At 66.6% G+C, this 23501-nt stretch carries 21 protein-coding genes and 1 pseudogene; 13 read left to right on the top strand and 9 right to left on the bottom strand.

The genetic code is table 11. The features are described from left to right. Positions 1–60 precede the first annotated feature (60 nt). Positions 61–1248 (bottom strand): formate-dependent phosphoribosylglycinamide formyltransferase, encoded by a 1188-nt coding sequence (gene purT, locus AC3WTC_RS09900; protein WP_492711351.1) that lies wholly within the window; start codon positions 1246–1248, stop codon positions 61–63. A 145-nt stretch (positions 1249–1393) separates the two neighbouring features. On the opposite strand from purT, the gene AC3WTC_RS09905 reads away from it, so the two are divergent. The 6 genes and pseudogenes from AC3WTC_RS09905 to AC3WTC_RS09930 all read left to right on the top strand — a co-directional run bounded on the left by AC3WTC_RS09905 (position 1394) and on the right by AC3WTC_RS09930 (position 5376). Beyond that, positions 1394–2275 (top strand): SPFH domain-containing protein, encoded by an 882-nt coding sequence (locus tag AC3WTC_RS09905; protein ID WP_025873866.1) that lies wholly within the window; start codon positions 1394–1396, stop codon positions 2273–2275. A gap of 45 nt (positions 2276–2320) precedes the next feature. Further along, the gene (locus tag AC3WTC_RS09910; protein WP_005412615.1) at positions 2321–2500 is read left to right on the top strand and encodes a type II toxin-antitoxin system antitoxin; all 180 of its coding nucleotides are present in this window, start codon (positions 2321–2323) and stop codon (positions 2498–2500) included. Beyond that, entirely contained in the window at positions 2497–2676 is a 180-nt protein-coding gene (locus AC3WTC_RS09915) for a DUF4177 domain-containing protein (protein WP_025873867.1), read from the top strand. Before AC3WTC_RS09910 ends, AC3WTC_RS09915 begins: the two co-directional genes overlap by 4 nt. A gap of 2 nt (positions 2677–2678) precedes the next feature. Next, positions 2679–3968 (top strand): alpha/beta hydrolase, encoded by a 1290-nt coding sequence (locus AC3WTC_RS09920; RefSeq protein ID WP_492711352.1) that lies wholly within the window; start codon positions 2679–2681, stop codon positions 3966–3968. Beyond that, positions 3965–4557, top strand: a pseudogene (locus AC3WTC_RS09925) (PH domain-containing protein). The gene AC3WTC_RS09920 and the pseudogene AC3WTC_RS09925 overlap by 4 nt, the downstream one beginning before the upstream one ends. A 9-nt stretch (positions 4558–4566) precedes the next feature. Then, positions 4567–5376 (top strand): M15 family metallopeptidase, encoded by an 810-nt coding sequence (locus AC3WTC_RS09930; RefSeq protein WP_189487088.1) that lies wholly within the window; start codon positions 4567–4569, stop codon positions 5374–5376. Between the two features lie 262 nt (positions 5377–5638). On the opposite strand, the gene AC3WTC_RS09935 is transcribed toward AC3WTC_RS09930, so the two are convergent. From AC3WTC_RS09935 to AC3WTC_RS09950, 4 genes are all read right to left on the bottom strand, one after another. Continuing rightward, complete coding sequence (locus AC3WTC_RS09935) at positions 5639–6010, bottom strand: DUF423 domain-containing protein (RefSeq protein WP_025873872.1); 372 nt, start codon at positions 6008–6010, stop codon at positions 5639–5641. A 143-nt stretch (positions 6011–6153) separates the two neighbouring features. Next, positions 6154–7227: a polyketide cyclase gene (locus tag AC3WTC_RS09940; protein ID WP_032975952.1), complete on the bottom strand. Its 1074-nt coding sequence runs from the start codon at positions 7225–7227 to the stop codon at positions 6154–6156. 245 nt (positions 7228–7472) lie between these two features. Next, positions 7473–8114, bottom strand: a complete 642-nt coding sequence (locus AC3WTC_RS09945; protein ID WP_025873873.1) for a response regulator — start codon at positions 8112–8114, stop codon at positions 7473–7475. Continuing rightward, entirely contained in the window at positions 8114–9319 is a 1206-nt protein-coding gene (locus AC3WTC_RS09950; protein WP_025873874.1) for a sensor histidine kinase, read from the bottom strand. The genes AC3WTC_RS09945 and AC3WTC_RS09950 overlap by 1 nt, the downstream gene beginning before the upstream one ends. A gap of 150 nt (positions 9320–9469) precedes the next feature. Between AC3WTC_RS09950 and AC3WTC_RS09955 the strand changes: the two genes are divergently transcribed. Genes AC3WTC_RS09955 through AC3WTC_RS09975 form a run of 5 tightly spaced genes read left to right on the top strand, consistent with a single transcriptional unit; the run spans position 9470 to position 12508 of the window. After that, positions 9470–10066, top strand: a complete 597-nt coding sequence (locus AC3WTC_RS09955; protein WP_025873875.1) for a GNAT family N-acetyltransferase — start codon at positions 9470–9472, stop codon at positions 10064–10066. Next, the gene (gene minC, locus AC3WTC_RS09960; RefSeq protein ID WP_059063452.1) at positions 10012–10872 is read left to right on the top strand and encodes a septum site-determining protein MinC; all 861 of its coding nucleotides are present in this window, start codon (positions 10012–10014) and stop codon (positions 10870–10872) included. The genes AC3WTC_RS09955 and minC overlap by 55 nt, the downstream gene beginning before the upstream one ends. Before the next feature lie 36 nt (positions 10873–10908). After that, on the top strand, positions 10909–11718 hold the full coding sequence (gene minD / locus AC3WTC_RS09965; RefSeq protein ID WP_025873877.1) for a septum site-determining protein MinD: 810 nt from the start codon (positions 10909–10911) through the stop codon (positions 11716–11718). A gap of 2 nt (positions 11719–11720) precedes the next feature. Beyond that, positions 11721–11981 carry a cell division topological specificity factor MinE gene (gene minE / locus AC3WTC_RS09970; RefSeq protein ID WP_005408532.1) on the top strand — a complete coding sequence of 87 codons (261 nt, stop codon included), beginning with the start codon at positions 11721–11723 and terminating at the stop codon, positions 11979–11981. 47 nt (positions 11982–12028) lie between these two features. Then, positions 12029–12508, top strand: a complete 480-nt coding sequence (locus AC3WTC_RS09975; RefSeq protein ID WP_059063450.1) for a hypothetical protein — start codon at positions 12029–12031, stop codon at positions 12506–12508. An 88-nt stretch (positions 12509–12596) separates the two neighbouring features. Here the strand turns inward: AC3WTC_RS09975 and AC3WTC_RS09980 are convergent, their stop codons facing one another. The 3 genes from AC3WTC_RS09980 to AC3WTC_RS09990 form a co-directional block, all read right to left on the bottom strand. Next, the gene (locus tag AC3WTC_RS09980; protein WP_099783228.1) at positions 12597–13820 is read right to left on the bottom strand and encodes a DUF819 family protein; all 1224 of its coding nucleotides are present in this window, start codon (positions 13818–13820) and stop codon (positions 12597–12599) included. A 130-nt stretch (positions 13821–13950) separates the two neighbouring features. Continuing rightward, positions 13951–16029: a S9 family peptidase gene (locus AC3WTC_RS09985; protein ID WP_492711353.1), complete on the bottom strand. Its 2079-nt coding sequence runs from the start codon at positions 16027–16029 to the stop codon at positions 13951–13953. A 234-nt stretch (positions 16030–16263) separates the two neighbouring features. Continuing rightward, positions 16264–18228, bottom strand: a complete 1965-nt coding sequence (locus AC3WTC_RS09990; protein WP_025873881.1) for an OPT family oligopeptide transporter — start codon at positions 18226–18228, stop codon at positions 16264–16266. Positions 18229–18428: 200 nt separating this feature from the next. Between AC3WTC_RS09990 and AC3WTC_RS09995 the strand changes: the two genes are divergently transcribed. Together AC3WTC_RS09995 and AC3WTC_RS10000 are read left to right on the top strand one after the other, a co-directional pair. Beyond that, positions 18429–19577, top strand: coding sequence for an acetyltransferase domain-containing protein (locus AC3WTC_RS09995; RefSeq protein WP_492711354.1), 1149 nt, complete (start codon positions 18429–18431; stop codon positions 19575–19577). A gap of 87 nt (positions 19578–19664) precedes the next feature. Then, positions 19665–21419 carry a peptide MFS transporter gene (locus AC3WTC_RS10000; RefSeq protein ID WP_033830614.1) on the top strand — a complete coding sequence of 585 codons (1755 nt, stop codon included), beginning with the start codon at positions 19665–19667 and terminating at the stop codon, positions 21417–21419. A gap of 55 nt (positions 21420–21474) precedes the next feature. Here AC3WTC_RS10000 and AC3WTC_RS10005 read toward each other — a convergent pair whose 3' ends face one another. After that, positions 21475–23460 carry an alpha/beta hydrolase family protein gene (locus AC3WTC_RS10005; RefSeq protein WP_223484875.1) on the bottom strand — a complete coding sequence of 662 codons (1986 nt, stop codon included), beginning with the start codon at positions 23458–23460 and terminating at the stop codon, positions 21475–21477. Positions 23461–23501 lie beyond the last annotated feature (41 nt).

The following is a 23501-nucleotide window of genomic DNA, read 5'->3' on the forward strand; positions in this document are numbered from 1 at the left end:
TTTTCCGGCTGCGTCGCGCGCCCTATGGGAAGCCGCCGGGCATGGCCCGGCGCTACCGTTTTACGAGCGCAGCTCGACGCCGATCGCTTCGGCGGCGTCACGCGCGATGGCGCGTGCTTCGTCGATGGATTCCGCGCGCGCCAGGGTCACGCCCACGCGGCGGTGGCCATGCACGCTCGGCTTGCCGAACAGGCGCACGGCGGTGTCCGGCACCTGCAGTGCGGCGGCCACGTTGTTGAAGTACGGCACGCCTTCGCCATGCGCCAGCAGCGCGCACGAGGCCGATGGGCCACTCTGGCGGATCACCGGGATCGGCAGGCCGAGGATGGCCCGCGCATGCAGCGCGAACTCGCTCAGCTCCTGCGAGACCAGCGTCACCAGGCCGGTATCGTGCGGACGCGGTGATACTTCGCTGAACCACACCTCGTCGCCCTTCACGAACAGTTCGACGCCGAACAGCCCCCAGCCACCGAGGTCATCGGTGATCGCGCGCGAGATCTCCTCGGCACGCGCCAGCGCCTTGTCCGACATCGGTTGCGGCTGCCAGCTTTCGCGATAGTCGCCCTCCTTCTGCAGGTGGCCGATCGGCGCGCAGAACGAAGTCCCGCCGGCGTGGCGTACGGTCAGCAGGGTGATCTCGTAATCGAAGTCGATGAAACCTTCGACGATGCAGCGGCCAGCGCCGGCACGGCCACCGGTCTGCGCGTATTCCCATGCCGGGGCGATGTCCGCCTCGCTGCGCAGCGTGCTCTGGCCCTTGCCCGAGGACGACATCACCGGCTTGACCACGCACGGCAGGCCGATCGCCGCCACGGCGGCGCGGTACTCGGCCTCGGTGTCGACAAAGCGGTACGGCGAGGTCGGCAGGCCCAGCGTCTCGGCGGCCAGGCGGCGGATGCCCTCACGGTCCATGGTCAGGCGCGCAGCACGCGCGGTCGGGATCACCCGCAGGCCCTGCTCCTGCTCCAGCTGCACCAGGGTCTCGGTATGGATCGCCTCGATCTCGGGCACCACCAGGTGCGGCTGCTCCTGGGCGATCAACTGGCGCAGGGCCATCGCGTCCAGCATGTCGATCACGTGCGAACGATGTGCCACCTGCATGGCCGGGGCATCGGCGTAACGGTCGGCAGCGATCACTTCCACGCCCAGACGCTGCAGTTCGATGGCCACTTCCTTGCCAAGTTCGCCCGAGCCCAGCAGCAGCACACGGGTGGCGGAGGGGGACAACGGGGTTCCAAGCTTGGCCATGGCGGGGTTCCAGCAGCGATGTGAAGGCGGGTGGGCATTCTAGCCGGTCCAGCCGCAGCGCCTGGGCACGCCCAGCCGACGAACGGTAGCCCGAATGTGATATCACTTTGATATCTTCAATTCGAACCCTCAAGGACGTACCGCCATGAAAGAGAAGTCGCTGTCCTCCCTCAACGGCCTGGGCGCGCTCGCCGGGTCCCTGGTCGTAGCCCTCGCCGGCGGCGCCCTGTTCGTGGCCGGGGTCGCGGCGAAGGCCAGCACCGGCTCGCCCAACGTGCTGCTGATTCTGGCCGGCCTGCTGATCGCTGCGCTGGCGCTGGTCGCGCTGGCCGGTCTGTATACCGTGCAGCCCAACCAGGCGGCGGTGGTCAGCCTGTTCGGCAAGTACGTCGGCACCGTCAAGGACAACGGCCTGCGCTGGAACAACCCCTTCTTCAGCAAGCGCCGCGTGAGCCAGCGCGTGCGCAATTTCGAGAGCGGCAAGCTGAAGGTCAACGAGCTGGACGGCAGCCCGATCGAGATCGCTGCGGTGATCGTCTGGCAGGTGGTCGATGCCTCCGAAGCGGTCTACAACGTGGACGACTACGAGAGCTTCGTGCACATCCAGTCCGAATCGGCGCTGCGCGCGATGGCCACCAGCTACCCCTATGACCAGCACGAGGACGGCCAGCTGGCGCTGCGCAGCCATGCCAGCGAGATCTCCCAGCACCTGAAGAACGAACTGGCCGAGCGCCTGGCCGATGCCGGCGTGCAGGTGATCGATGCGCGCATCAGCCACCTCGCCTACGCCGCTGAAATCGCCCAGGCGATGCTGCAGCGGCAGCAGGCCAATGCGGTCATCGCCGCACGCACGCGCATCGTCGCCGGTGCGGTCGGCATGGTCGAGATGGCGCTGGCCGAGCTGCAGAAAAACGGCGTGGTGCAGCTGGACGAGGAGCGCAAGGCGCACATGGTCAGCAACCTGTTGACCGTGCTGTGCTCGGACCGCGGCACGCAGCCGGTCGTCAACACCGGCTCGCTGTACTGAGCCACCCTCGCAACGGGGCGCCCCACCGCCCCGCCAGGAGTCTGCATGAGCGAGAAAAAAGCCTATCCGCTGCGCATCAACGCCGAGGTCCTGGCGGCCGCACAGCGCTGGGCGGACGATGAACTGCGCAGCCTCAACGCACAGATCGAATACGTGCTGCGCGACGCACTGCGCAAGGCAGGCCGCCTGCCGAAACCCAAGCCATCGCCGGAGGACAAGGAATGAGCAAGCGCTGGAGCTACCTGACCGTCGAGGTCAAGACATCCATGATGGGCCTGCAGAAGGCCGATGACATCCAGGCCGAACTCAGCCGCCAGGGCCAGCTGGGCTGGGAACTGGTCAACATCATCGTCCCCGCGCCAATGCGCCCGGCCCTGCTGGTCTTCAAGAAGGAGCTGTAACCATGAGCGCACGCCGCTCGTTGCTTGCTGTTTCTCTTGCCCTGTTGTCCGCCAGTGCATCCGCTGGCGAACCGCAGCAGGTCGCAGCACGCCTGCTCGATCACCTGCAGGCAGGGCGCACCGCCGATGCCGAAGCCATGCTGACCCCGCAGATGGCCGCGGCCGTGCCTGCCGACAAGCTGCAGGGCCTGTGGCAGTCGCTGGGTGAACTGAAGCAGCGCGGCCCGGCGCAAAGCAGTGAGCAGCAGGGCCTGCACCTGGTGGAAGTACCGTTGCAGTTCGCCAGTGGCGCGGTGATCGCGCAGGTGGCGGTGAACGGGCAGGACCAAGTGGCTGGCCTGCTGCTGCGCCCGGCCCCGGCCGCCAAGGCAGCGCCACCGCCGGCCGACGCGAACTACAGCGAGGCCGATTTCAGCGTGCCACAGGCACGCGGTGCGCTGCCCGGCACCTTGTCCCTGCCCAAGGGCAAAGGACCGTTCCCGGCCGTAGTGCTGGTGCACGGCTCCGGCCCACAGGATCGCGACGAAACCATCGGTGGCAACCGTCCGTTCCTGGACATCGCCCGCGGCTTGGCCGCCCAGGGCATCGCCGTGCTGCGCTACGACAAGCGCACCCATGCCCGTCCCCAGGACTTCCAGAGCGGCAGCTTCAACGTTGATGACGAGACCACCGACGACGCCGTCGCAGCGTTGAGCGCTTTGGCGGCGGACCCACGCATCGACGGCAAGCGGATCTTCGTGCTCGGCCACAGCCAGGGCGGCATGCTCGCCCCGCGCATCGCCAGCCGCTGGCCACAGGCGCGCGGCGCGATCCTGTGGGCCGCGCCGGCGCGCACATTGCTTGAACTGCTGCCGGAGCAGAACCGCTACCTGCTGTCGCTGGACGGCTCGATCAGCGCCCCGGAGCAAGCGTTCCTGGACAAGCTCGACGCGCAGATCGCCGCGGCCCGCAGCAACGCGCCTGCGCCCGCCAGCGAACTGCCACTGGGCACGCCGCAGACGTTCTGGAAAAGCATCGAAGCGGTGAACGCACGCGGCGACGCGGTTGCGCTGAAAAAACCACTGCTGATGCTGCACGGGGGCCGCGACTTCCAGGTACCGGAAACGGATTGGGCACTGTGGAAAAAAGCCCTGGCCGATCGCCGGGACGTGCAATGGAAGGCCTACCCTGCCCTCAACCACATCGGCATCGCCGGCAGTGGCCCCAGTTCATTGAAGGAATACGCGCAGCCGGGCCACGTGGATGGGCAGCTGATCGATGACGTTGCGCGTTGGGTGGAGGCGCAGCGATGAGCGGCAGTGATGCACGCCCGTTCGAGGTTGCCGAGAGTTCTTCGCTGCGGGTGCTGTGGGTGCTGCTGCCACTGCTGGCGGTACTGGGCGTGGGCATGTGGGCACAGCTGCACGACAATCGCAGTGAGGCTCCCTGGATGGAGGTCACCCTGTCGCCGCCGTTCTTCCTGATGGGCGGCAGCGCGGCATGGAGCCTGGCGGTGATCGTGCTGATGGGCATCGGCCTGGGCTGGGCGTTCTTCCGTCGCCGGGTGGAGCTGGCAGGCAACGTGCTGGACGTGCGTTCAACCTTGTACCGTCGCCGCACGCCGGTGGCCGACCTGCTGCTGGACCAGGCCGAGGTGGTCGACCTGAGCCGTGATCGCCGCTATGGCATCCGTTTCAAGACCAACGGCTACAGCATGCCCGGCTTCTATTCCGGGCACTTCCGCCTGCAGGGCGGCGGCAAGGGCTTTGCCCTGGTCACCGACCGCGCACGCACGCTGGTGATTCCGGTGCGCGGCTGAGCACCCTGCTGCTCAGCCTGGAGCGCCCGCAGGCCCTGCTCGAGGCGCTGCGCAAGGTGGCCGCCACGGCGCCACGGCAGTAAGCTGGATCGATGCACCGTAGCACTCCGCTGTTGATCAATACCGAGACCGTCGAACTGTGGCCTGCGCCGCTGCTGCGCGCGCGCAGCAATCTCGACGCCCGCCTGCTGGCCCGCGCGCAATGGGTACTGCGGCGCAAGCGCGATGGCCGCTACCTGGCGGCAGTACTGGCCCACGGTGTGCACTCGCTGGTGCCGCGCCTGCCACGCGAGCCCGGCGTGGAGGACGCGCTGGCCCTGCTGGATGGCGCACGGTCACGACCGTTCGGCGCTGCACTGGAAGACCAGTGGCTGCCGCTGGTTGGCCTGCAGCAGCGCCTGCAGCAGCTGGGCCTGGATGCACAGCGCTATGCGCACGACAGCGGGCTGGCACTGGAAGCCGAGCCGTGCGTGCTGCACTTGGCCGGACGTGATCGCTTTGCGCGCCCGTTGTGGCTGCGCCGCGGTGCCGCGCAGGGCTGGCGACGGATGCGCCTGCATGCCGCCCGGGATGGAATTGCACTGGACGCGATCTCCGGCTTCCGCAGCCATGCGTATCAGCTCGGCATTTTCGAACGCAAGCTGGCGCGCGGGCAGAGCGTGCCGCAGATCCTGAAGGTCAATGCCGCCCCTGGTTTCAGCGAACACCACAGTGGTCACGCGCTGGACATCGGCACACCTGGGGATGCGCCGGCAGAGGAAACCTTCGAGGCGACGGCTGCGTTTGCGTGGCTGCAGGCCAATGCCGCGGCGCACGGGTTCCATCTGAGCTATCCGCGCGACAACCCGCATGGGATCGTCTACGAACCGTGGCACTGGTGCTGGAAACCGGCCAACGGCTGAGCCCTTCGTGGCGGCTGCTCGACTGCGGTCCTCGGGCTGGCCGGGAGGGTGGGCGGCGCAGGGGCCGCTGCAAGTACGTCCATGTAAGCTCGGGCGCGCCATCCATGGCGCTTACGCCCCTGCGCCGCCCATCCTCCCGGCCACGGACAGTTTCCGCGTGCGTCCGCCACGGAATTGAACAAACAAAAAAGCAAAGGCAGACGTGGGTCGCTGCGCTCGACGCCGGGCATGGCCCGGCGCTACCAGTGCTTGGGCGTTGCGGCTAGCGCCGCAGCGCGTTGATCGCCAGCAGTACCCACCCGGCCATCAGCGTGGTGCCACCTACCGGCGCCAGCCGGGTCGGCCACTGCCACAGCGCACCGCCCACCAGGCTGCCGGAGAACAGCAGCACGCCCAGCAGCAACACGTACAACGCCAGATGCGCGATCGCGCCCTGCGCGCGCGGGCCGAGGGCGGCCAGTACCGCTCCGTGGGCAAAGGCGTACAACGCCGCCATGTTCAGGTGCTGCTGCGCCAGCGGATCGGACACGCCATGCGCGGCATAGGCCGAGAGACCGATCGAGGCCGCTGCCAGCAGCGCCCCCAGGCAGGCCAGCAACGACGGTTTACGCGCGCGTCGTTCGGAATTGAACATGACAGCTCCTTGCGCAATGCCCGACACCGGGCTCGGGATGAAAAAAAACGCGCCGCGCCCGACACCGGGCTCGGGATGAAAAAAAAACGCGCCGCAGGAAGCGGCGCGTTTTCGTGTCCAGCACTACATGGGTCAGCCGAGGCTTACTTGACGGCCCAGTAGATGTCGTACGTCGCTTCCGGGGTGAACGACTTGTCCACGCCGTCCTTCCAGGTTTCGTACGGACGGTCGATGACTTCGTTACCCGAGGTCACGGCCCAGGCGCGCAGGGCGCTGCGGGCAACGTCCAGGCCTGCCATGTGACCGGTGTAGGCCGCATGCGCCGAACGGTGCGGAGCAACGCGGACGTACTTGACCGGAGCGCCACCGTCGATCTTGACGGTAAGCTGTTCGGCCGGCACGCCTTCGGCACCCTTCTTCTTCACCGGCTGGGCGATGTCGAAGGCGTACTTCTCAGCACCGAAATCGGTGGTGATGATACGCAGCGGACCGGCGGCTTCCAGGCCATTGGCCTCGATCACGCGCTTGATCCACTCCTGGTTGTCCTTGATGGACTTGGTGATGGAATCCTGGCCACGGTCGACATTACCGGCGGTGACGACCAGCAGGTCTTCGGCCGGGACATCGACGATGCCCAGATCGGTCAGCGGGGCTTCGGAGGTGCGGTAGTCGACATTCGGCACGGTGGCCAGCATGTTCGCCAGGCGCGACAGACCCATCTTGATGTCATCGCCGATCTGGCGGCTGACATACAGGCCTGCGTAGCGACCGAACAGGTCAAAGCCATACTTCACCGAGTAGTCCTGGGTGATCTTGACGTTGCGACCGCCCTTGCCGGTCGGCTCCAGGGTGAAGGTGCTGACCTTGTCGTGACCCTTGGAGGCGTCGTCGATGGCGATAACAACACGCTTGTTCTCTTCGGCTTCGGTCACCTTCCAGGAACCGGTGCCCAGGTCCTTGGAGGTGTAGTCGAGAGTGGCACCGACGCCGGAGGCCGGGCCGGACAGCTTCAGTTCAACGGCGGGATCGCGCAGTACCAGCGGGTTCCAGTCCTTGAAGCGGCGCAGACTGCTGACCGTGTCGTACACGATCGTCATCTTGCGGTTGGTCTCGATGCTTTCGGTGATGTGACGCTCGCCCGGCAGACAGACGCCAATGATGACGAACAGGCCAGCCACGATCCCCAAGGCGATCAGGAACTCGATAATACGGGTCATTCAGAGAGTCTCCGGGGCCGATCCCACGGCCGGGTTGATTGAAGCGAAGCGCCAATCCTAGCAGGCTTCGCGGGCATTGGTTATCGGGATTGGCGCACCGGTTTCCGTGCCGGCTGCGCATTTGTATGCACAAAGAATTCGAAGGGTAACGCATCCGCGTACCCGGCATGTAGGGGGCAAGTGGGGGGCAACCCTGAATCCGGGCCCAGACTGCGTGCCAAGTCTTTGTCGCTAAAGGATTTTCCTCACACCAACTGGAGTTCAAACGCTTTCAGGACTGCACGCGTACGGTCACGTACGCCCAGTTTGGAAAGGATGTTGGACACATGGTTCTTGATCGTGCCCTCGGCGACCCCCAGCGAATTGGCGATCTCCTTGTTGGAGAAACCGCTGGCCATCAGCCGCAGGATCTCGGTCTCACGGTCGGTCAGCGGGTCGGGCCGGTCCAGGCTGACGAAGTCGTTGCGCATGTGCTCCAGCCCGGACAGCAGCCGCTGGGTCACCGCCGGCTGCACCAGTGAACCGCCATCGGCCACCGTGCGGATCGCCCCGACCAGCTGCGCCAGGGTCACGTCCTTGAGCAGGTAGCCCTTGGCACCGGCCTTGAGCCCGGCCAGCACCAGCTGGTCATCGTCGAAGGTGGTCAGGATGATGGTCGGGGGCAGCTGTTCCTGCCGTGACAGCACCTGCAGCGCCTCCAGCCCGGACATCACCGGCATGCGCATGTCCATCAGGACCACGTCCGGGCGGATCTGCGGGATCAGCTCGACCGCCTGGCGGCCATCGGCGGCCTCGGCCACCACTTCGATGCCGTCGTCGAGCGCCAGCAGCGAGCGGATCCCCTGCCGCACCAGGGTTTGGTCGTCGACCAGGCAGACGCGAATCATCAACGCACTCCTTCAGGAACCTGGGTAAGGGCCGCCAGCACCGTTGCCGGTACCGTCGCCCGCAGCCGGAAGCCTTCGCCGGGGCGGGTTTCCACCTGCAGCTGGCCTCCACATTGTTGCAGGCGTTCGCGCATGCCGCGCAAACCATTGCCCACATTCACCGTTTCCGCGCCGACACCGTCGTCGCGGGCTTCCACCACGACCTGGTCCGGGACCTCACGGTACACCCGCAGCCACAGGTGGCGGGCGCCGGCATGGCGCACCGTGTTGGTGATGATCTCCTGGGTGCAGCGCAGCAGTACGTGGGCCCGCTGCGGGTCTTCCACGTTCAGCGGCTCCTCGATCTCCAGCTGGATGTCCAGCGACGGCACGTGCTCGGTCAGCGGACGCAGCGCAGCGGCCAGGTCGATGGCGCCGGTCTCGCGCAGCTGGCTGACCACCTCGCGCACGTTGCCCAGCAGCAGCTTGGCCAGGGCATGTGAGCGCTTCACGTGCTCCAGCGCCTGCCCTTCGGCGAGGTGGCCGGCCACTTCCAGATTCAGGGTCAACGCGGTCAGCTGGTGGCCCAGCAGATCATGCAGTTCGCGCGAAATGCGGGTGCGCTCGTTCACCCGCGCGCTTTCGGCCAGCAGCGCACGCGTGGCGCGCAGCTCGGCGTTCAGGCGGCGCTGCTCCTCACGCGCCTCGGCCTGGCGGCGGGCCACCAGCGCGATCACGAACACGAAGCTGGAAAAACCCATGTAGCCGACGGCCTGCAGCACGGCGATGACCGGCGGGAAGCCCAGCGGCTGGATGTAGACCGGCAGCACGGCCAGGTTGCTGGCCACCAGCCACACCACCCCGATGCGCGGGCCCAGCAGCCAGGGCAGCAGGCCGGCCACCACCATCAGCAGGATGCTGCCCAGTGCGGTGCCGGAGAAATAGCTCACGCCGATCGCGCAGGCCGTCAGCAGGATCAGCGCGGCATGGTCGAAGAAGCCGGGCCGGCTTTCGCCCAGCGAGCGCGTCAGCACCCAGTACACGAAGCCGAAGGCCAGGTAGGCCGAGGCCCAGGGAATGATCCGGAAGCCGGCCTCGCCGTCCAGGCTTTCCAGTGTCAGCGACACCGGATCGATCAGGTAGATCGCAAGCCAAAGGCCGACGGTGCCCCAGGTGAACAACCCGGAGTAGCGCAGCATCGCATTGTGGTTGAGTCGGGCCAGCATGGCCCATCGTAGCCTGTGCGCGTCAGGGCCCAAGGGCATAAAGTCATGTTCGGTGCGGTCCCCTGTTCATGCCGCAGCCCACCCCGGGCATGCAATAATCATGCGCAGGGTCCGTACATGGGACCAACCGCGTTACCCCACGGAGTCACAATGTCGATTGTCATCCGCGACGTGCGCGAGCACGAGCTCGATTCCGTCCTGGCTTTGAACAACAATGCTGGCCTGGCCATCCTTCCCCTGGATGCCGAGCGCCTGCGCCTGTTCTATGCAACCGCTGAATATTTCCGCGTCGCCGAGCGCGACGGCAACCTGGCCGGCTTCCTGATCGGCTTCGGCAGCGACAGCCAGCACGACAGCAGCAATTTCGCCTGGTTCAAGCAACACCTGGACACCCCCTTCTTCTATATCGACCGCATCGTGGTCGCCAGCCGCCGTCGCGGTGGTGGCGTCGGCCGTGCGTTCTATGCCGACGCCCAGAGCTTCGCCGAGCTGCGCTACCCGCAGATGACCTGTGAAGTGTTCCTGGACCACGGCGCCGATGCCGCCCTGCTGTTCCACGGCAGCTTCGGCTTCCGCGAGCTGGGCCAGAACACCATGCCGCAGGTGGACGTGCGCGCCAGCATGCTGGCCAAGGAACTGTGCAGCTTCCCGTGGGTGAATGAAACCTATGGCGGCAAGCTGCCTGATGTTGCATGGGCGCGCGACCGGCAGCTGCCGGCGCAGGCACAGCGGTCGACGGGGACCTGAGCGTGGCAGTGAATTTCGATTACGAACAGGCCGGTGAACTGAAGATCGGCCAGGTGGGCATCGCCAACCTGCGCATCCGCACCCTCGATGTTGAACGCCTCGTGCAGGAAATGCAGGAACGGGTAAGCCGTGCACCGAAGCTGTTCGGCCGTGCAGCGGTGATCCTGGACTTCGGCGGCCTCAGCCAGGTGCCCGACGTGGCAACGGCGCAGGCGCTGGTCGATGGCCTGCGCGGTGCCGGCGTACTGCCGGTGGCATTGGCCTATGGCACCAGTGCGGTCGACCTGCTCTCGCAGCAGCTCGGCCTGCCGCTGCTGGCCAAGTTCCGCGCCCAATACGAGCGCGCCGAGGCAGAACCTGCCCCGCCGCCGGCACCCGCACCGGAACCGCGCCGTGCCGCACGCGCCGAAGCGAAAGCCGCGCCGGCTCCGGCTCCGGCCACGCCGATGGGCAAGGCTGCCGATGCCGCCGCGCCACAGCCGGGCCGCATGCAGCTGGGCAACGTGCGTTCGGGGCAGCAGCTGTATGCGGAAAACTGCGACCTGACCGTGATGGCCACCGTCGGCGCCGGCGCCGAGGTCATCGCCGATGGCAGCATCCATATCTACGGAACCCTGCGCGGCCGTGCGCTGGCGGGGGCCCAGGGCAACACCGCGGCACGCATTTTCTGCCGTGATTTCCATGCGGAACTGGTCGCCATTGCAGGCCACTACAAGGTACTGGACGATGTACCGGAAACCCTGCGCGGCAAGGCCGTGCAGGTGTGGCTGGAACAGGACCAGATCAAGATCGCTGCGCTGGACTGATGCAGCACCTCAAACAGAATCTTCAGGAGAAGTCCTTTGGCTGAAATCATCGTAGTCACCTCCGGCAAGGGCGGCGTCGGCAAGACCACTTCCAGCGCAAGCCTGGCCTGCGGCCTGGCAAGGCGTGGCAAGAAGGTGGCGGTGATCGACTTCGACGTCGGCCTGCGCAACCTCGACCTGATCATGGGCTGCGAACGCCGCGTGGTGTACGACTTCGTGAATGTCGTGCACGGCGAAGCCACCCTCAAGCAGGCCCTGATCAAGGACAAGCGCTTCGACAACCTGTTCGTGCTGGCTGCCTCGCAGACCCGCGACAAGGATGCACTGACCCAGGAAGGCGTGGGCAAGGTCCTGAAGGACCTGGCCGCCGACGGCTTCGACTACATCATCTGCGACTCCCCAGCCGGCATCGAGAAGGGCGCCTTCCTGGCGATGTACTTCGCCGACCGTGCGGTGGTGGTGGTGAACCCGGAAGTGTCCTCGGTACGCGACTCGGACCGCATCATCGGCCTGCTCGATTCGAAGACCCACAAGGCCGAATCCGGCCAGGACGTGCCGGCCTTCCTGCTGCTGACCCGCTACACCCCGGTGCGCGTGGAAAGCGGCGAGATGCTCAGCATCGCCGACGTCGAGGAGGTCCTTGGCCTGAAGGCGATCGGCGTGATCCCCGAATCGGGCGACGTGCTCAATGCCTCCAACAAGGGCGAGCCGGTCATCCTGGATGGCGAATCCGCTGCCGGCCAGGCCTATGACGACGCCGTCGCACGCATCCTCGGCGAAGAACGCCCGATGCGCTTCACCAACGTCGAGAAGAAGGGCTTCTTCAGCAAGCTGTTCGGAGGGTAAGCATGGGCCTGTTTGATTTCCTCAAAGCGAAGAAGACCACCGCCGAAACCGCCAAGAACCGCCTGCAGATCATCATCGCGCAGGAGCGCAGCCACCGTGGCGGTCCCGACTACCTGCCGCTGCTGCAGCGCGAGCTGCTGGAAGTGATCAAGAAGTACGTCAACATCGACGTCGATGCAGTGAAGGTGGACCTGGTCAAGGATGGCCAGCACGACGTGCTGGACATCTCCGTGGCGCTGCCTGAAGGCCCGGACAAACCCTGACCCCCCTGCCCCGCCCGTGCCTGCATGGGCGGGGCTGCCTGACCCGCATGACTGATACCACGCCCGAACCGAACGTTACCCGCGTCGGCGACATCGCCTTCGCCGATGCCCAGCGCCTGCTCGCTGCACATGAGCTGCGCCTGCATCACGTTGCGGCCGGCGAGCCGATCCCGGGCAGTTACTGGGGCGAGCCCGAGGCGGGCATCATCGCCAGCGACGTCTACGTACGCGATGACACGCCGGTGCATTCGATGCTGCACGAAGCCTGCCACCTGATCGTGCTGCCACCGGAGCGGCGCGCGCAGGTGCATACCGACGCCACCGATTCGGTGCCCGAAGAAGACGCCACCTGCTACCTGCAGATCGTGCTGGCCGGGTACCTGCCCGGTGTCGGCAGTGAGCGGCTGATGGCCGACATGGATGCGTGGGGGTATACATATCGATTGGGGTCGACGAAGGCGTGGTTTGAACAGGACGCCGAAGACGCAAAGGCTTGGCTGATCGAACGCGGCTTGCCGGTGGCTTAACGCATCGGTAGCGCCGGGCCATGCCCGGCGGCATGCACATCCGCCGCCGCGATGGGGTTCGCCGGGCATGGCCCGGCGCTACCGTGGGTCACGTGGCCAGCGCGCGCAGGGTGATGCCGACCACATACGCCAGATAGGTGCCGGTGGCATAGCCCATCGTGCCCAGCAGCACGCCTACCGGCGCCAACGCCGGATGGAACGCAGCGGCCACCACCGGTGCCGAGGCCGGGCCGCCGATGTTTGACTGCGAACCGATGGCGAAGTAGAAGAACGGCACCTTCAACAGCTTGCCCAGGCACCACAGCAGCGCGATGTGCACGCTGATCCAGATGATGCCGAGCAGGAACAGCCACGGGCGATCCAGCAACGCCAGCAGATCCATCTGCATGCCGATGCAGGCGATCAGGAAGTACAGCAGCAGCGAGCCCAGGCGCGAGGCGCCCGCGCCTTCCAGCGTACGTGCACGGGTGAAGCTGAGGCCCAGGCCGAGCGTAGTCGACAGCACCACCACCCACACGAACGGCGCATCCAGGCTGAACTGCGATGCCCAGCTGACGTGGACCTTGAACCAGGCCGCCAGCGGCGCGCCGATGGCGTGGGCCAGGCCGACGCCACCGAAGGCCACGGCCACGATCAGCATCAGATCGGTCAAGCTGGGAATGCGCTCATGCTCGGCCTGGAAGCGTGCGATGCGCTCCTTCAGCTCGTCGATGGCGGAGGTATCGGCACCGCTGCGTGCATCGATCTTCGCCGCGCGCCCAGCCATGAAGATCAACGCCGCCATCCACACGTAGCCAACACCCACATCGACCACCGCGAACTGGCCGAACGTGGTCGCGTTGACATCGAACACTTCGCGCATGGCCAGCATGTTGGCACCGCCGCCGATCCAGCTGCCGGCCAGCGCCGCCATGCCGGCCCAGGTATCGCCGGCGACGGTATCGGGATGGATCGCACGCATGACCAGGAACGCGACCACCGCACCCAGCATGATGCTGGCCGAGGCGCCCAGGTACATCAGCACCAGCTTGGGCCCCAGCCGCAGGATGCCCTTGATGTCCACCGCCAGCGTCAGCAGGATCAGCGCCGCCGGCAGCAGGATGTCACGCGCGACCGGGTTGTACAGCTTGGTGTTCTGCCCGTCGATCAGGCCGAACGTGTTGTAGATGCCCGGCAGCAGATAGCACAGCAGCAGCGCCGGCACGAAGGTATAGAAGCGCTTCCACAGACCCTGCTCGCGCGAAGCGGTCCAGAACACGGCGCCAAGGGTGGCGGCGATCAGGCCGAAGACGACGATGTCGTTCTGGATCATGCAGGTGCTCTGGGTAGTGCCGGCCGCTGGCCGGCAATCTCGTTCAGGTGGGAAGCAGCAAGCGGTTGCCGGCCAGCGGCCGGCACTACCAGAAAGCAGAGCGCCGCCCCTGAGGGCGGCGCTGCAGTCATCAGTTGCCGATGTGCTGCTTCAGCCAGGCGTTGACGGTGTCATGCCACAGGATGCTGTTGTTCGGCTTCAGCACCCAGTGGTTCTCGTCCGGGAAGTACAGGAACTTCGACTCGATGCCCTGGCGCTGGGCCGCGGTGAAGGCAGCCAGGCCCTGCTCGACCGGAATGCGGAAGTCCTGCTGGCCGTGGATCACCAGGATCGGCTTCTTCCAGTCAGCCACGTGGTTGACCGGGTTGAACTTCTCGTAGTTCGCCGCCTTCTGGTACGGGGTACCGCCCTGCTCCCACTCGGTGAACCACAGTTCTTCGGTGGCATAGCCCATCATGCGCTGGTCGAACACACCGTCATGGTTGACCAGGCACTTGAACGGGCTGTTCCAGTTGCCGGCGATCCAGTTGACCATGAAGCCGCCGTAGCTGGCGCCCAGTGCGCAGGCCTTGTCACCGTTGAGGAAGTCGTACTTCTTCAGCGCCGCGCTCCAGCCCTTCTGCAGGTCTTCCAGCGGACGGTCACCCCAGTGCTGGCTGATCGCATCGGTGAAGGCCTGGCCGTAACCGGTGGAGCCGTGGAAGTCGATCATCACCACAGCGTAGCCCTGGCCTGCGTACGTCTGCGGGTTCCAGCGGTAGCTCCAGCCATTGCCGAAGCTGCCCTGCGGGCCGCCATGGATCAGGAACGCAACCGGGTAGGACTTGCCTTCCTGGTAGTTGTGCGGCTTGACCACATAGCCGTGCACGGTGTCGTTGTTCCAGCCCTTGAACTCGAACTGCTCGTAGTCGCCGAAGCTCACATCCTTCAGCACTTCGCCAGCGGCCGGGGTCAGCGCGCGCAGCGCGCCGATCGGCTCACCTGCGGCAGGCAGCAGGCCGACCAGCACCTGGTCGTTGCTCTTCAGGCTGTTGCGGGTGATGGCCACGCTGTTGCCGGCCACGTCGACGGCGGTGACGCTGCCATCGCCGATCAGCTTGGTGGCCTTGCCGCTGGCCACGTCGATCTGGAACAGCGGGTGCTCGCCAAGGTCGTCGGCGGTGGTGTAGATGCTGGCGCCGTCGGCGGACAGAGCGATGCCGCCGGCCGAACGGTCCCACTGCGGCGCGATCTCGCGCGTCTTGCCGCTGGCCAGGTCCATCGCCATCAGGCCGAAGCGGTCCGCCTCGAAGCCTGGGCGCTTCATCGCGCGGTAGAACAGGGTCTTGCCGTCGGCGCTGAACACCGGGCCGGCATCCCAGGCCGGGTTGGACGCGGTCAGGTTGACCGGCGCCTGCTTGCCGGCGGCATCGAAGCGGTACAGGTCGAAGTTGGTCGACCACGGCTCCTGCTTGCCGGCCACGCGGATGCTGGCGACCACGCTGCTGCCATCCGGCGACCAGGCGAAATCGTCATTGCCACCGAACGGCTTGGACGGAGCGTCGCCGTCGATGGTCGCGCTCAGCGCCGAAGCGCCCTTGACCGCACCGGCCTTGGCTGCCGGCAACGGGGCGACGAACAGGGTGTTGCGGCGGCCGTCGTTCCAGGTATCCCAGTGGCGCACGAACAGCGAATCGAAGACCTTGCCGCTGGCCTTGGCGCCTTCTACGTCCTTCAGCTTCTTTTCGGTGCAGGCCAGGTCCGAGGCACAGGCCTGGAACACGCCGGCGCTGAACAGCACGCGGTCGTCCTGCGGCGACACGTGGTAGCTGTCCACGTCCACCGGGAAGTCGGTCAGCTGGCGCGGGGCGCCGCCACTGATCGGCTGTGCGTACAGCTGCTGGCTGCCGTTCCTGGCGCTGAGGAAGTACACGGTCTGGCCATCGGCCGACAGCGATGCAGAGTTGACGTTCCAGCCAGCCGGCGTGATCTGCTTCGGCGGTGCCGCGTCGCGGGTGCGCAGGTTGCGCGCGAACAGTGCGGTGCTGGCCTTGAGGTTGGCATCGGTGCTGCGCTTGGCGAACACCACGGTGCCGCCGTCGGCGGTCAATACCGGCGCGGAGACGCGGTCCATGGCCACCATGTCGCGGACTTCCAGGCCACGGGCAGCGGCGACGCTGGGCAGGGCAGCCAGCAGGCTCAGTGGCAACAGGGCATGACGCAGTTTCATCGAGGTCTCCGCAGGACGGCAAAAAACCGATGGTAGGCCTGCGCGGCCGGGCCTGCCAAGGCCATCGGTCATGGCCGTGGCTGAGCTGCCGCCAGAAAAAGCAAACCGCGCCGTAGCGCGGTTTGTCGGAGGTCGGGGTCGGATCCGATTCCATGGGAATCGGCTCTGACCCCAGACGCTGCCAGCATGGGGTCAGAGCCCTTCCCTGCGGGAAGGGATCCGACCCCGTGGGCGTCATGCCACGGCGCGCTTGCCGGTGCGGTAGATCAGCCAGCCGACCAGGAACAGCACGGCCAGGCCGATCCACTGCGCGGCCGGCAGGTGGAACGGCACGGCCAGCACGTCGGCACGGCTGCTGACCACGATCGGCACGGCGATGGCGATACCCATCAGCGCCTCGCCGGTGATCAGGCCGGCAGCGAACAGCACGCCCGGCTTGTGCACGCGGTCGCGGCCCTCTTCGTCATCGGCGCGCACCTTGTGGAAGCGCTCGACCAGGTAGGAGATCAGGCCACCGAGGAAGATCGGCACCATCAATTCCAGCGGCAGGTAGATGCCGATCGCCGCGGCCAGCACCGGCACGCGGAAACGCGAGTTGCGCGACTTCAGCCAGCTGTCGAACGCGATGATGGCGGCACCGACCACGGCACCGATGCCGATGAAGGTCCACGGCAGCTCGCCACCGAACAGGCCCTTGGCCACCGACGCCATCAGGTTGGCCTGCGGTGCGGCCAGCGCATTCGGGTGCAGCTCGGACTTGACGCCGATGCCGTAGGCGGTGGCCAGCAGGTTCAGTACCGGGGCCATGATCAGCGCGCACGAGAACGCGCCGATGCCCAGCATCAGCTGCTGCTTCCACGGGGTGGCACCGACGATGTAGCCGGCCTTGAGGTCCTGCAGGTTGTCGCCACCGACGGCGGCGGCACAGCACACCACCGCGCCGATCATGATCGCGGCCACCGCACCCAGCGGCGCACCGAAGGCACCGACCGGCTGCAGGCCATCCTTGCCCAGCAGCAGCACCAGCACCGCCGAAGCGAACAGGATGGTGGAGATGGTGATGCCCGAGACCGGGTTGTTGGACGAACCGATCAGGCCGGCCAGGTAGGCCGACACCGAAACGAACAGGAAGCCGGCGACGATCATGATGAGGGTCATCGGGATCGACACGTGCCACTGGCCGACGATGGCCTGGTACAGCGCCAGCAGCGGCAGGGTGAACACCACCAGCGCCACCAGCATCCACTTCATCGGCAGGTCGCGCTCGGTGTGCGCCAGCACCGGGCCACCGCTCTTGCGCGCGGCTGCAAAGCCACTCTTGACGCCGTTGAGCAGCGACTTGCGCAGCGAGATCAGGGTCCAGATGCCACCGATCAGCATCGCGCCGACACCGAGGTAGCGCATCTTCGCGCCCCAGATGGCGAACGCCGCTTCGGTGGACGAGGCGGTGGCGATCGAGGCGGCCAGCGCCGGATCGGTGTTCATGAAGAACGCCTGGTAGATCGGGATGGCGATGTGCCAGGTCAGGATCGAGCCGGACACCACCACGATGCCGACGTTGAGGCCGACGATGTACCCCACGCCCAGCAGTGCGGGCGACAGGTTGGTGCCGATGAAGGCGGTGACCTTGGAGCTGCCGACATAGGCCGAGGTGGCCCAGGCGTCCGGGATCAGGCGCATGCCGCTTTCCGCGGCCAGCTTCACGAACGCACCGATCACCGCCGACAGGCCGAGGATCTTCAGGCCCGGGCCGGGGTTCTCACCGGCCTTCAGCACTTCGGCCGCAGCCTTGCCTTCCGGGAACGGAAGCGGATCTTCGACGATCATCGAACGGCGCAGCGGCACCGAGAACAGCACGCCCAGCAGGCCACCGAGACCGGCGATGCCCAGCACCCACCAGTACTTGAAGTCCGGCCAGTAGCCCATGATCACCAGCGCGGGGATGGTGAAGATCACACCGGCGGCGATCGACGAACCGGCCGAGGCGCCGGTCTGCACGATGTTGTTCTCAAGGATCGAACCGCCACCCAACAGGCGCAGCACGCCCATGGAAATGACCGCGGCGGGAATCGCGGTGGCGATGGTCAGGCCTGCGAACAGACCGAGGTAGGCGTTTGCGGCCGACAGCACCACCGCCAGCACGATGGCCAGGACCACCGCGCGGAAAGTGAGCTGCTTGGGCGCAGCGTCATGGTTCATGAAAGCCCCTGCTGGCAAAAAATCCCTGTCACGCTAGCGTTCAGGGGGCAGCAAGTCCAGCGTGCCAAAGGATGGGGGTTGCAGCTGGAACAGGCACGGGCCCGCAGCGGCACCCCCAGCCAACTAATGCGGCAAAGCCCGAGTGGGCACTCCGCAAACGATATGTTATAACTTTCGGTTGACCTGTACCCACCCACCGCATGTCCTCCTTCCCCTCCTCCCGGCTGGCCTCCATCGACCAGCTGCGCGGCACCGTGATGCTGCTGATGCTGCTCGACCACGTGCGCGAGACGTTCTTCCTGCAGCATCAGGTCAGCGATCCGATGGACGCGGCGACGGTGTCCCCTGCCCTGTTCGCGTGCCGCCTGCTGGCCCACCTGTGCGCGCCAGTGTTCGTGCTGCTGACCGGCCTGTCGGCCTGGCTGTACGGCCAGCGCCATGCCGATCCGCGCCGTGCCATTGCGGCTTTCCTGCTCAAGCGCGGCCTGTTCCTGGTGGTGCTGGAACTGACCCTGGTCAACGTCGCCTGGACCTTCCAGTGGCCGCCGGAGACGGTGTACCTGCAGGTGATATGGGCGATCGGCCTGAGCATGATCGCGCTGGCCGGCCTGCTGTGGCTGCCGCGGCCGCTGCTGGCCGTTCTGGCGGTGACGCTGGTGGTCGGCCACAACCTGCTGGACGGCGTACGGGTGCAGGGCGACGGCGCCCTCGCAGTGCTGTGGAAGGTGCTGCACCAGCGCGACTGGATCGAGGCTGGGCCTTTGAGCCTGCGTACCTCCTATCCCGTGCTGCCGTGGATCGGGGTGATCGCGCTGGGCTACCTGATGGCGCCGTGGTTCGCTGCCGGCAGCGACCCGCAGCAGCGCCGGCAGCGGTTGCTGTGGTCCGGGCTGGGCGCACTGGCCGCCTTCGCCCTGCTGCGCTTCGCCAACGGCTATGGCGACACGCCGTGGCAGTACCAGCAGAGCACGCTGCGCACGTGGATGAGCGTGTTCAACATCACCAAGTACCCGCCCTCGCTGCAGTTCCTGCTGCTGACCCTGGGCATGGGCCTGCTGCTGTTGCGGCTGTACGAGTGGCAGCCGCTGGCGCGTGCGCTGCAGCCGCTGGCCGATATCGGCGCAGCGCCGATGTTCTTCTATCTGCTGCACCTGTACGTGCTGAAGCTGCTGTACCTGGCGGCCCTGAAGGCCTGGGGCCCGACCCACGGTTGCCTGTATGCACTGGACTCGGTGGCCGGCCTGCTGCTGGTGGCCTGTGCATTGGCGGTGGTGCTGTACCCGCCGACGCGGGCGTTCGCGCGGTTCAAGGCGCGCCGACGCGACCTGGCCTGGCTGCGGTACCTGTGAACGGTAGCGCCGGGCCATGCCCGGCGTTGCGCAGGACCGCCGGGCATGGCCCGGCGCGCGCCTGCAGCGCACGCCTATAATTCCGCGATGAATTCCACTGCTATCGCTTCCGACGACTTCCTCGGCCATCCCAAGGGCGTCTACGTCTGCTTCTTCACCGAAATGTGGGAGCGCTTCTCCTTCTACGGCATGAAGGCGCTGCTGCTGCTGTACCTCACCAAGTACCACCTGTTCGGCGACAAGGCTGGGCTGGACCTGCTCGGCGCCTACGGCGGGCTGGTGTACTGCATCCCGGTGTTCGGCGGCATGTTGGCCGACCGCTGGCTGGGCATGCGCCGGGCGGTGCTGTTTGGCGGCATCCTGCTGGTGCTCGGCCACCTCGGCATGGCCTTCGAGGGCCACGCTGCATACCGGGTCAATGGCGAAGTAGTGCGCGACACCTCGGCATTGGCCGTGACCTACCTGTCGCTGGCGCTGATCATCATGGGCGTCGGCTTCCTCAAGCCGAACATCTCCACCATCGTCGGCAAGCTCTACCCGCAGGACGATCCACGCCGCGATTCGGGCTTCTCGCTGTTCTATGCCGGCATCAACCTGGGCGCCCTGTTCTCTTCGCTGGTGTGCGGTTTCCTGGGCGAGGTCTACGGCTGGAAGTACGGCTTCGGTGCGGCCGGCATCGGCATGCTGGCCGGCCTGGCGATGTTCCTGTGGGGCCAGAAATACCTGCAGGGCCACGCCGAGCCGCCGCAACCGGCGACCTTGAAGCAGAAGGTGCTGGGCCTGCCGCGCGAATGGCTGATCTACCTGTGCGCGGTGATCGGCGTGCTGCCGGTGGCCTGGCTGATGTGGGCGGCCGGCAACGGTGCCTTCGCGCTTGGCGGTGAAATCAGCCTGGCACTGATGCTGATGCTGGTGGTGCTGGGCGGCGTGCTGGTCTGGTTCGCGTGGTTCACCGGGACCCAGTGCACGCCGGTGCAGCGCCAGCAGATGGTCGCGCTGATGGTGCTGATCTTCATGGCGCTGGTGTTCTTCACGATGTACGAGCAGTCGTATGGTTCGTGGGTGACCTTCACCGACCGCCTGCTGACCAAGGACATCGTGCCGGCGCTGGTGATCCGCGAAGGCTCACCGCTTCCGTGGTCGATCCTCTCGCTGCTGCTGGCACCGCTGGGCTTCGTGGTCAGCGCGCGCCTGTCCGAGCGTCGCCCCGGCTCGTCCGCGCCGCGCACGTTCTTCATCGCCATCGTCGCATTGATGCTGGTGCTGCTGGTGCGCGACTGCCTGGTGATTCCGCAGACCGCCGGTTCGCTGACCTACCTCGGCGGCCTGTTCCTGGTGCTGCTGGCGCCGGCCTTCGCCGCGTTGTGGACCTGGATGGACCGCCGCGGCTGGGAACCGGGCAAGCCGGTGAAGTCGGCCTGGGGCCTGGTGATCGGCGCGTTGTCGTTCGTACCGCTGGCGCTGGCCGCGCAGCACGTTGGTGCCACCGGCGAGATGGCCAGCGTCTGGTGGCTGGTGCTGGCCTACTTCCTGCTGGCCAGCGGCGAGATGTGCCTGTCGCCGGTCGGCCTGTCGGCGGTCACCCAGCTGGCGGTGCCACGGGTGATGAGCCTGATGATGGGCACCTGGTTCCTGGCGACGGCCTTCTCCGAAACGCTGGCCGCGCTGTTCGGCAAGCTGGCGGCGATCGACGTACCTGAAGGCGAAACGCTGGACATGGCCGCTGCGGCCGGTGCCTATGCGCACCTGTTCTGGCTGCTGATGTGGATCGGCCTGGGCTGCGCGTTGCTGGCCTTCATCGCTGCGCCGCTGTTGAAGCGGATGATGCATGGGGTGAAATAACGCCCGGCGGCAGGATGCCGCGGCGGCCACCACGTCGGTCGCCGCCGCGTCTGTTTCAGGGCGCCTTGCCCTTGTCGGAAGACGTCGCGGCGGCAGCCGTGCTACCGCCAAGGCTGCGTGACAGGAAGGCAAGCAATCGGCTGTAGTAGTCGCGCTGGTTGGCCTCGGCGTACAGGCCATGGCCCTCGCGCGGGTAATACAGCGCTTCCACGGGCACGCCGGCCTGTTTCAATGCCGCTTCCATGCGTTCGGTGTGCTGCACCGGGGCGCGCAGATCTTCGCGACCAGCGGCCAGCAGCACGGGCACCTTGATGCTCGCCGCAAGATTCACCGGCGACACTGCCGCCAGCGTGGCTGGATCACCCAGCCACTCCTGCAGATAGGTCACGCCGGAGGCGCGATCCTGGATGTCGCCGCGTTTGAACATCAACGGCAGGTCGTACACCCCCACATAGCCTGCCGCGCAGCGGTACAGCCCCGGCTCGCGCACAGCGCCCATCATGGCCGAGTACGCACCGTAGCTGGCACCGTAGATGCAGATGCGTGCGCTGTCGGCGATGCCTTGGCTGATCGCCCAGCGGGTGGCGTCGGTCACATCGTCCTGCATCGCGCGGCCCCATTGCCGGGCAGCGGCCTGGGTATGTGCACGGCCGTAGTTGCCCGAGCCGCGGAAGTTGACCTGCAGCACCGCGTAGCCGGCGTCGGCCAGCAACTGGTTCTCGCGCTCGAAACCACCATCATCGAACACGCCGATCGGGCCACCATGCGGGACCACCACCATCGGCAGGTTGTGGCCATCACTGCCCCTGGGCAGGGTCAGGAAGCCATGCAGCGGCAGGCCGTCCCGTGCAGCCAGGGTGACCGGGCGAACGCTGGCACCGCCGTCACGATCAAACCAGCGATGGCGGCTGGTGAGGAACGCGGCGTTGCGGGTGGCAGTGGTGTACAGGAAATAGTCGCCGGGATTGGTTGCAGAGCTCACCTTCACCAGCAGGCGCGCGTTGTCGCGGGTGCCGGTGAGCAGGCTCACGACCTGCCCGGGAAACGCCTTTTCAAGCCGGCGCTGGGTGCTGGCGGTCGGCGACTGCTCATCGAAGAAGGCGGTGCGCGTGACGGCGCCGACGAACTGGATACCCACCGGCACGCGCGTGCCGGGCTGGTAGACCACGCGGGTGGGGTCGACGGTGTCGTCCTGCAGCAGCGTACGCCGTTCTCCGCTGACCGGATCCCAGCTGACCACCGTATCGGGGCCGCGGGCCTGCTCCACCACCAGGTAGGCCAGCCGGTTGTCGGCGGAGAAGCCGATCGGGCGTTCGATGCGATGGCTGCTGCCTTCGTCGTTGACCAGGGTCCACTGATCGCGGTCCTGGCGATAGTAGAGCTTGTTGACGTTGTCGGCGGCGGCACCGTGGGCGAAGCGCAGTTCGCCTTGATTGTCGGTGGTGAACGTTGCGCGCTGCACCGGCGAGCGCGAGACCAGGACGCGGCGCCCGGTGATGACATCCATCCGTTCCAACCGCGTATTGGTGTCGTTGGCAAATGGCCACAGCGAGATCAACACGTTGCGCTCGTCGGCAGCCAGCGGATCGGCCAGGAATGCAGCGACCTGCTCGGCCACCCGTCCGGTCACGAAGCCGGGCTCGTCCGGACGCGCACGGTAACCGACCAGCAGATCACCGCGCTTGCCATTGGCATCGATGGCATACAGTTCGCCGGTCGGCCGTGGCTGGTCCAGTGGCCCCCATTTCTCGGCCAGGCCGATGAGCAGGCGGGTGTCACTCACCCAGTCGACCTCGGCGGCATGATTGTTGCGTGGCGGCCGGAAATTGCCGACCAGTTCCATCGTGTCGGTACGCAGCACCGCCACGGCAGTTGCGCCGTCCAGCGGCAAGGTCATGGCCAGGTACTCGCCGGTGGGCGAGAGCTGGATGTCATTGAACTCCGCGCGGCGCACGTAGCCGTCCAGCGAAACCTCCGCAGCCTCAACCCCACCCACGCCGCAGATGGCCATCAATGCAGCCAGCACCGTTGCATGCTTCATGACGTTCTCCTTGAAGCCGGGCATCCCCCTGCCCGGCACCG

Source organism: Stenotrophomonas sp. FW305-C-20-S1, assembly GCF_058783335.1.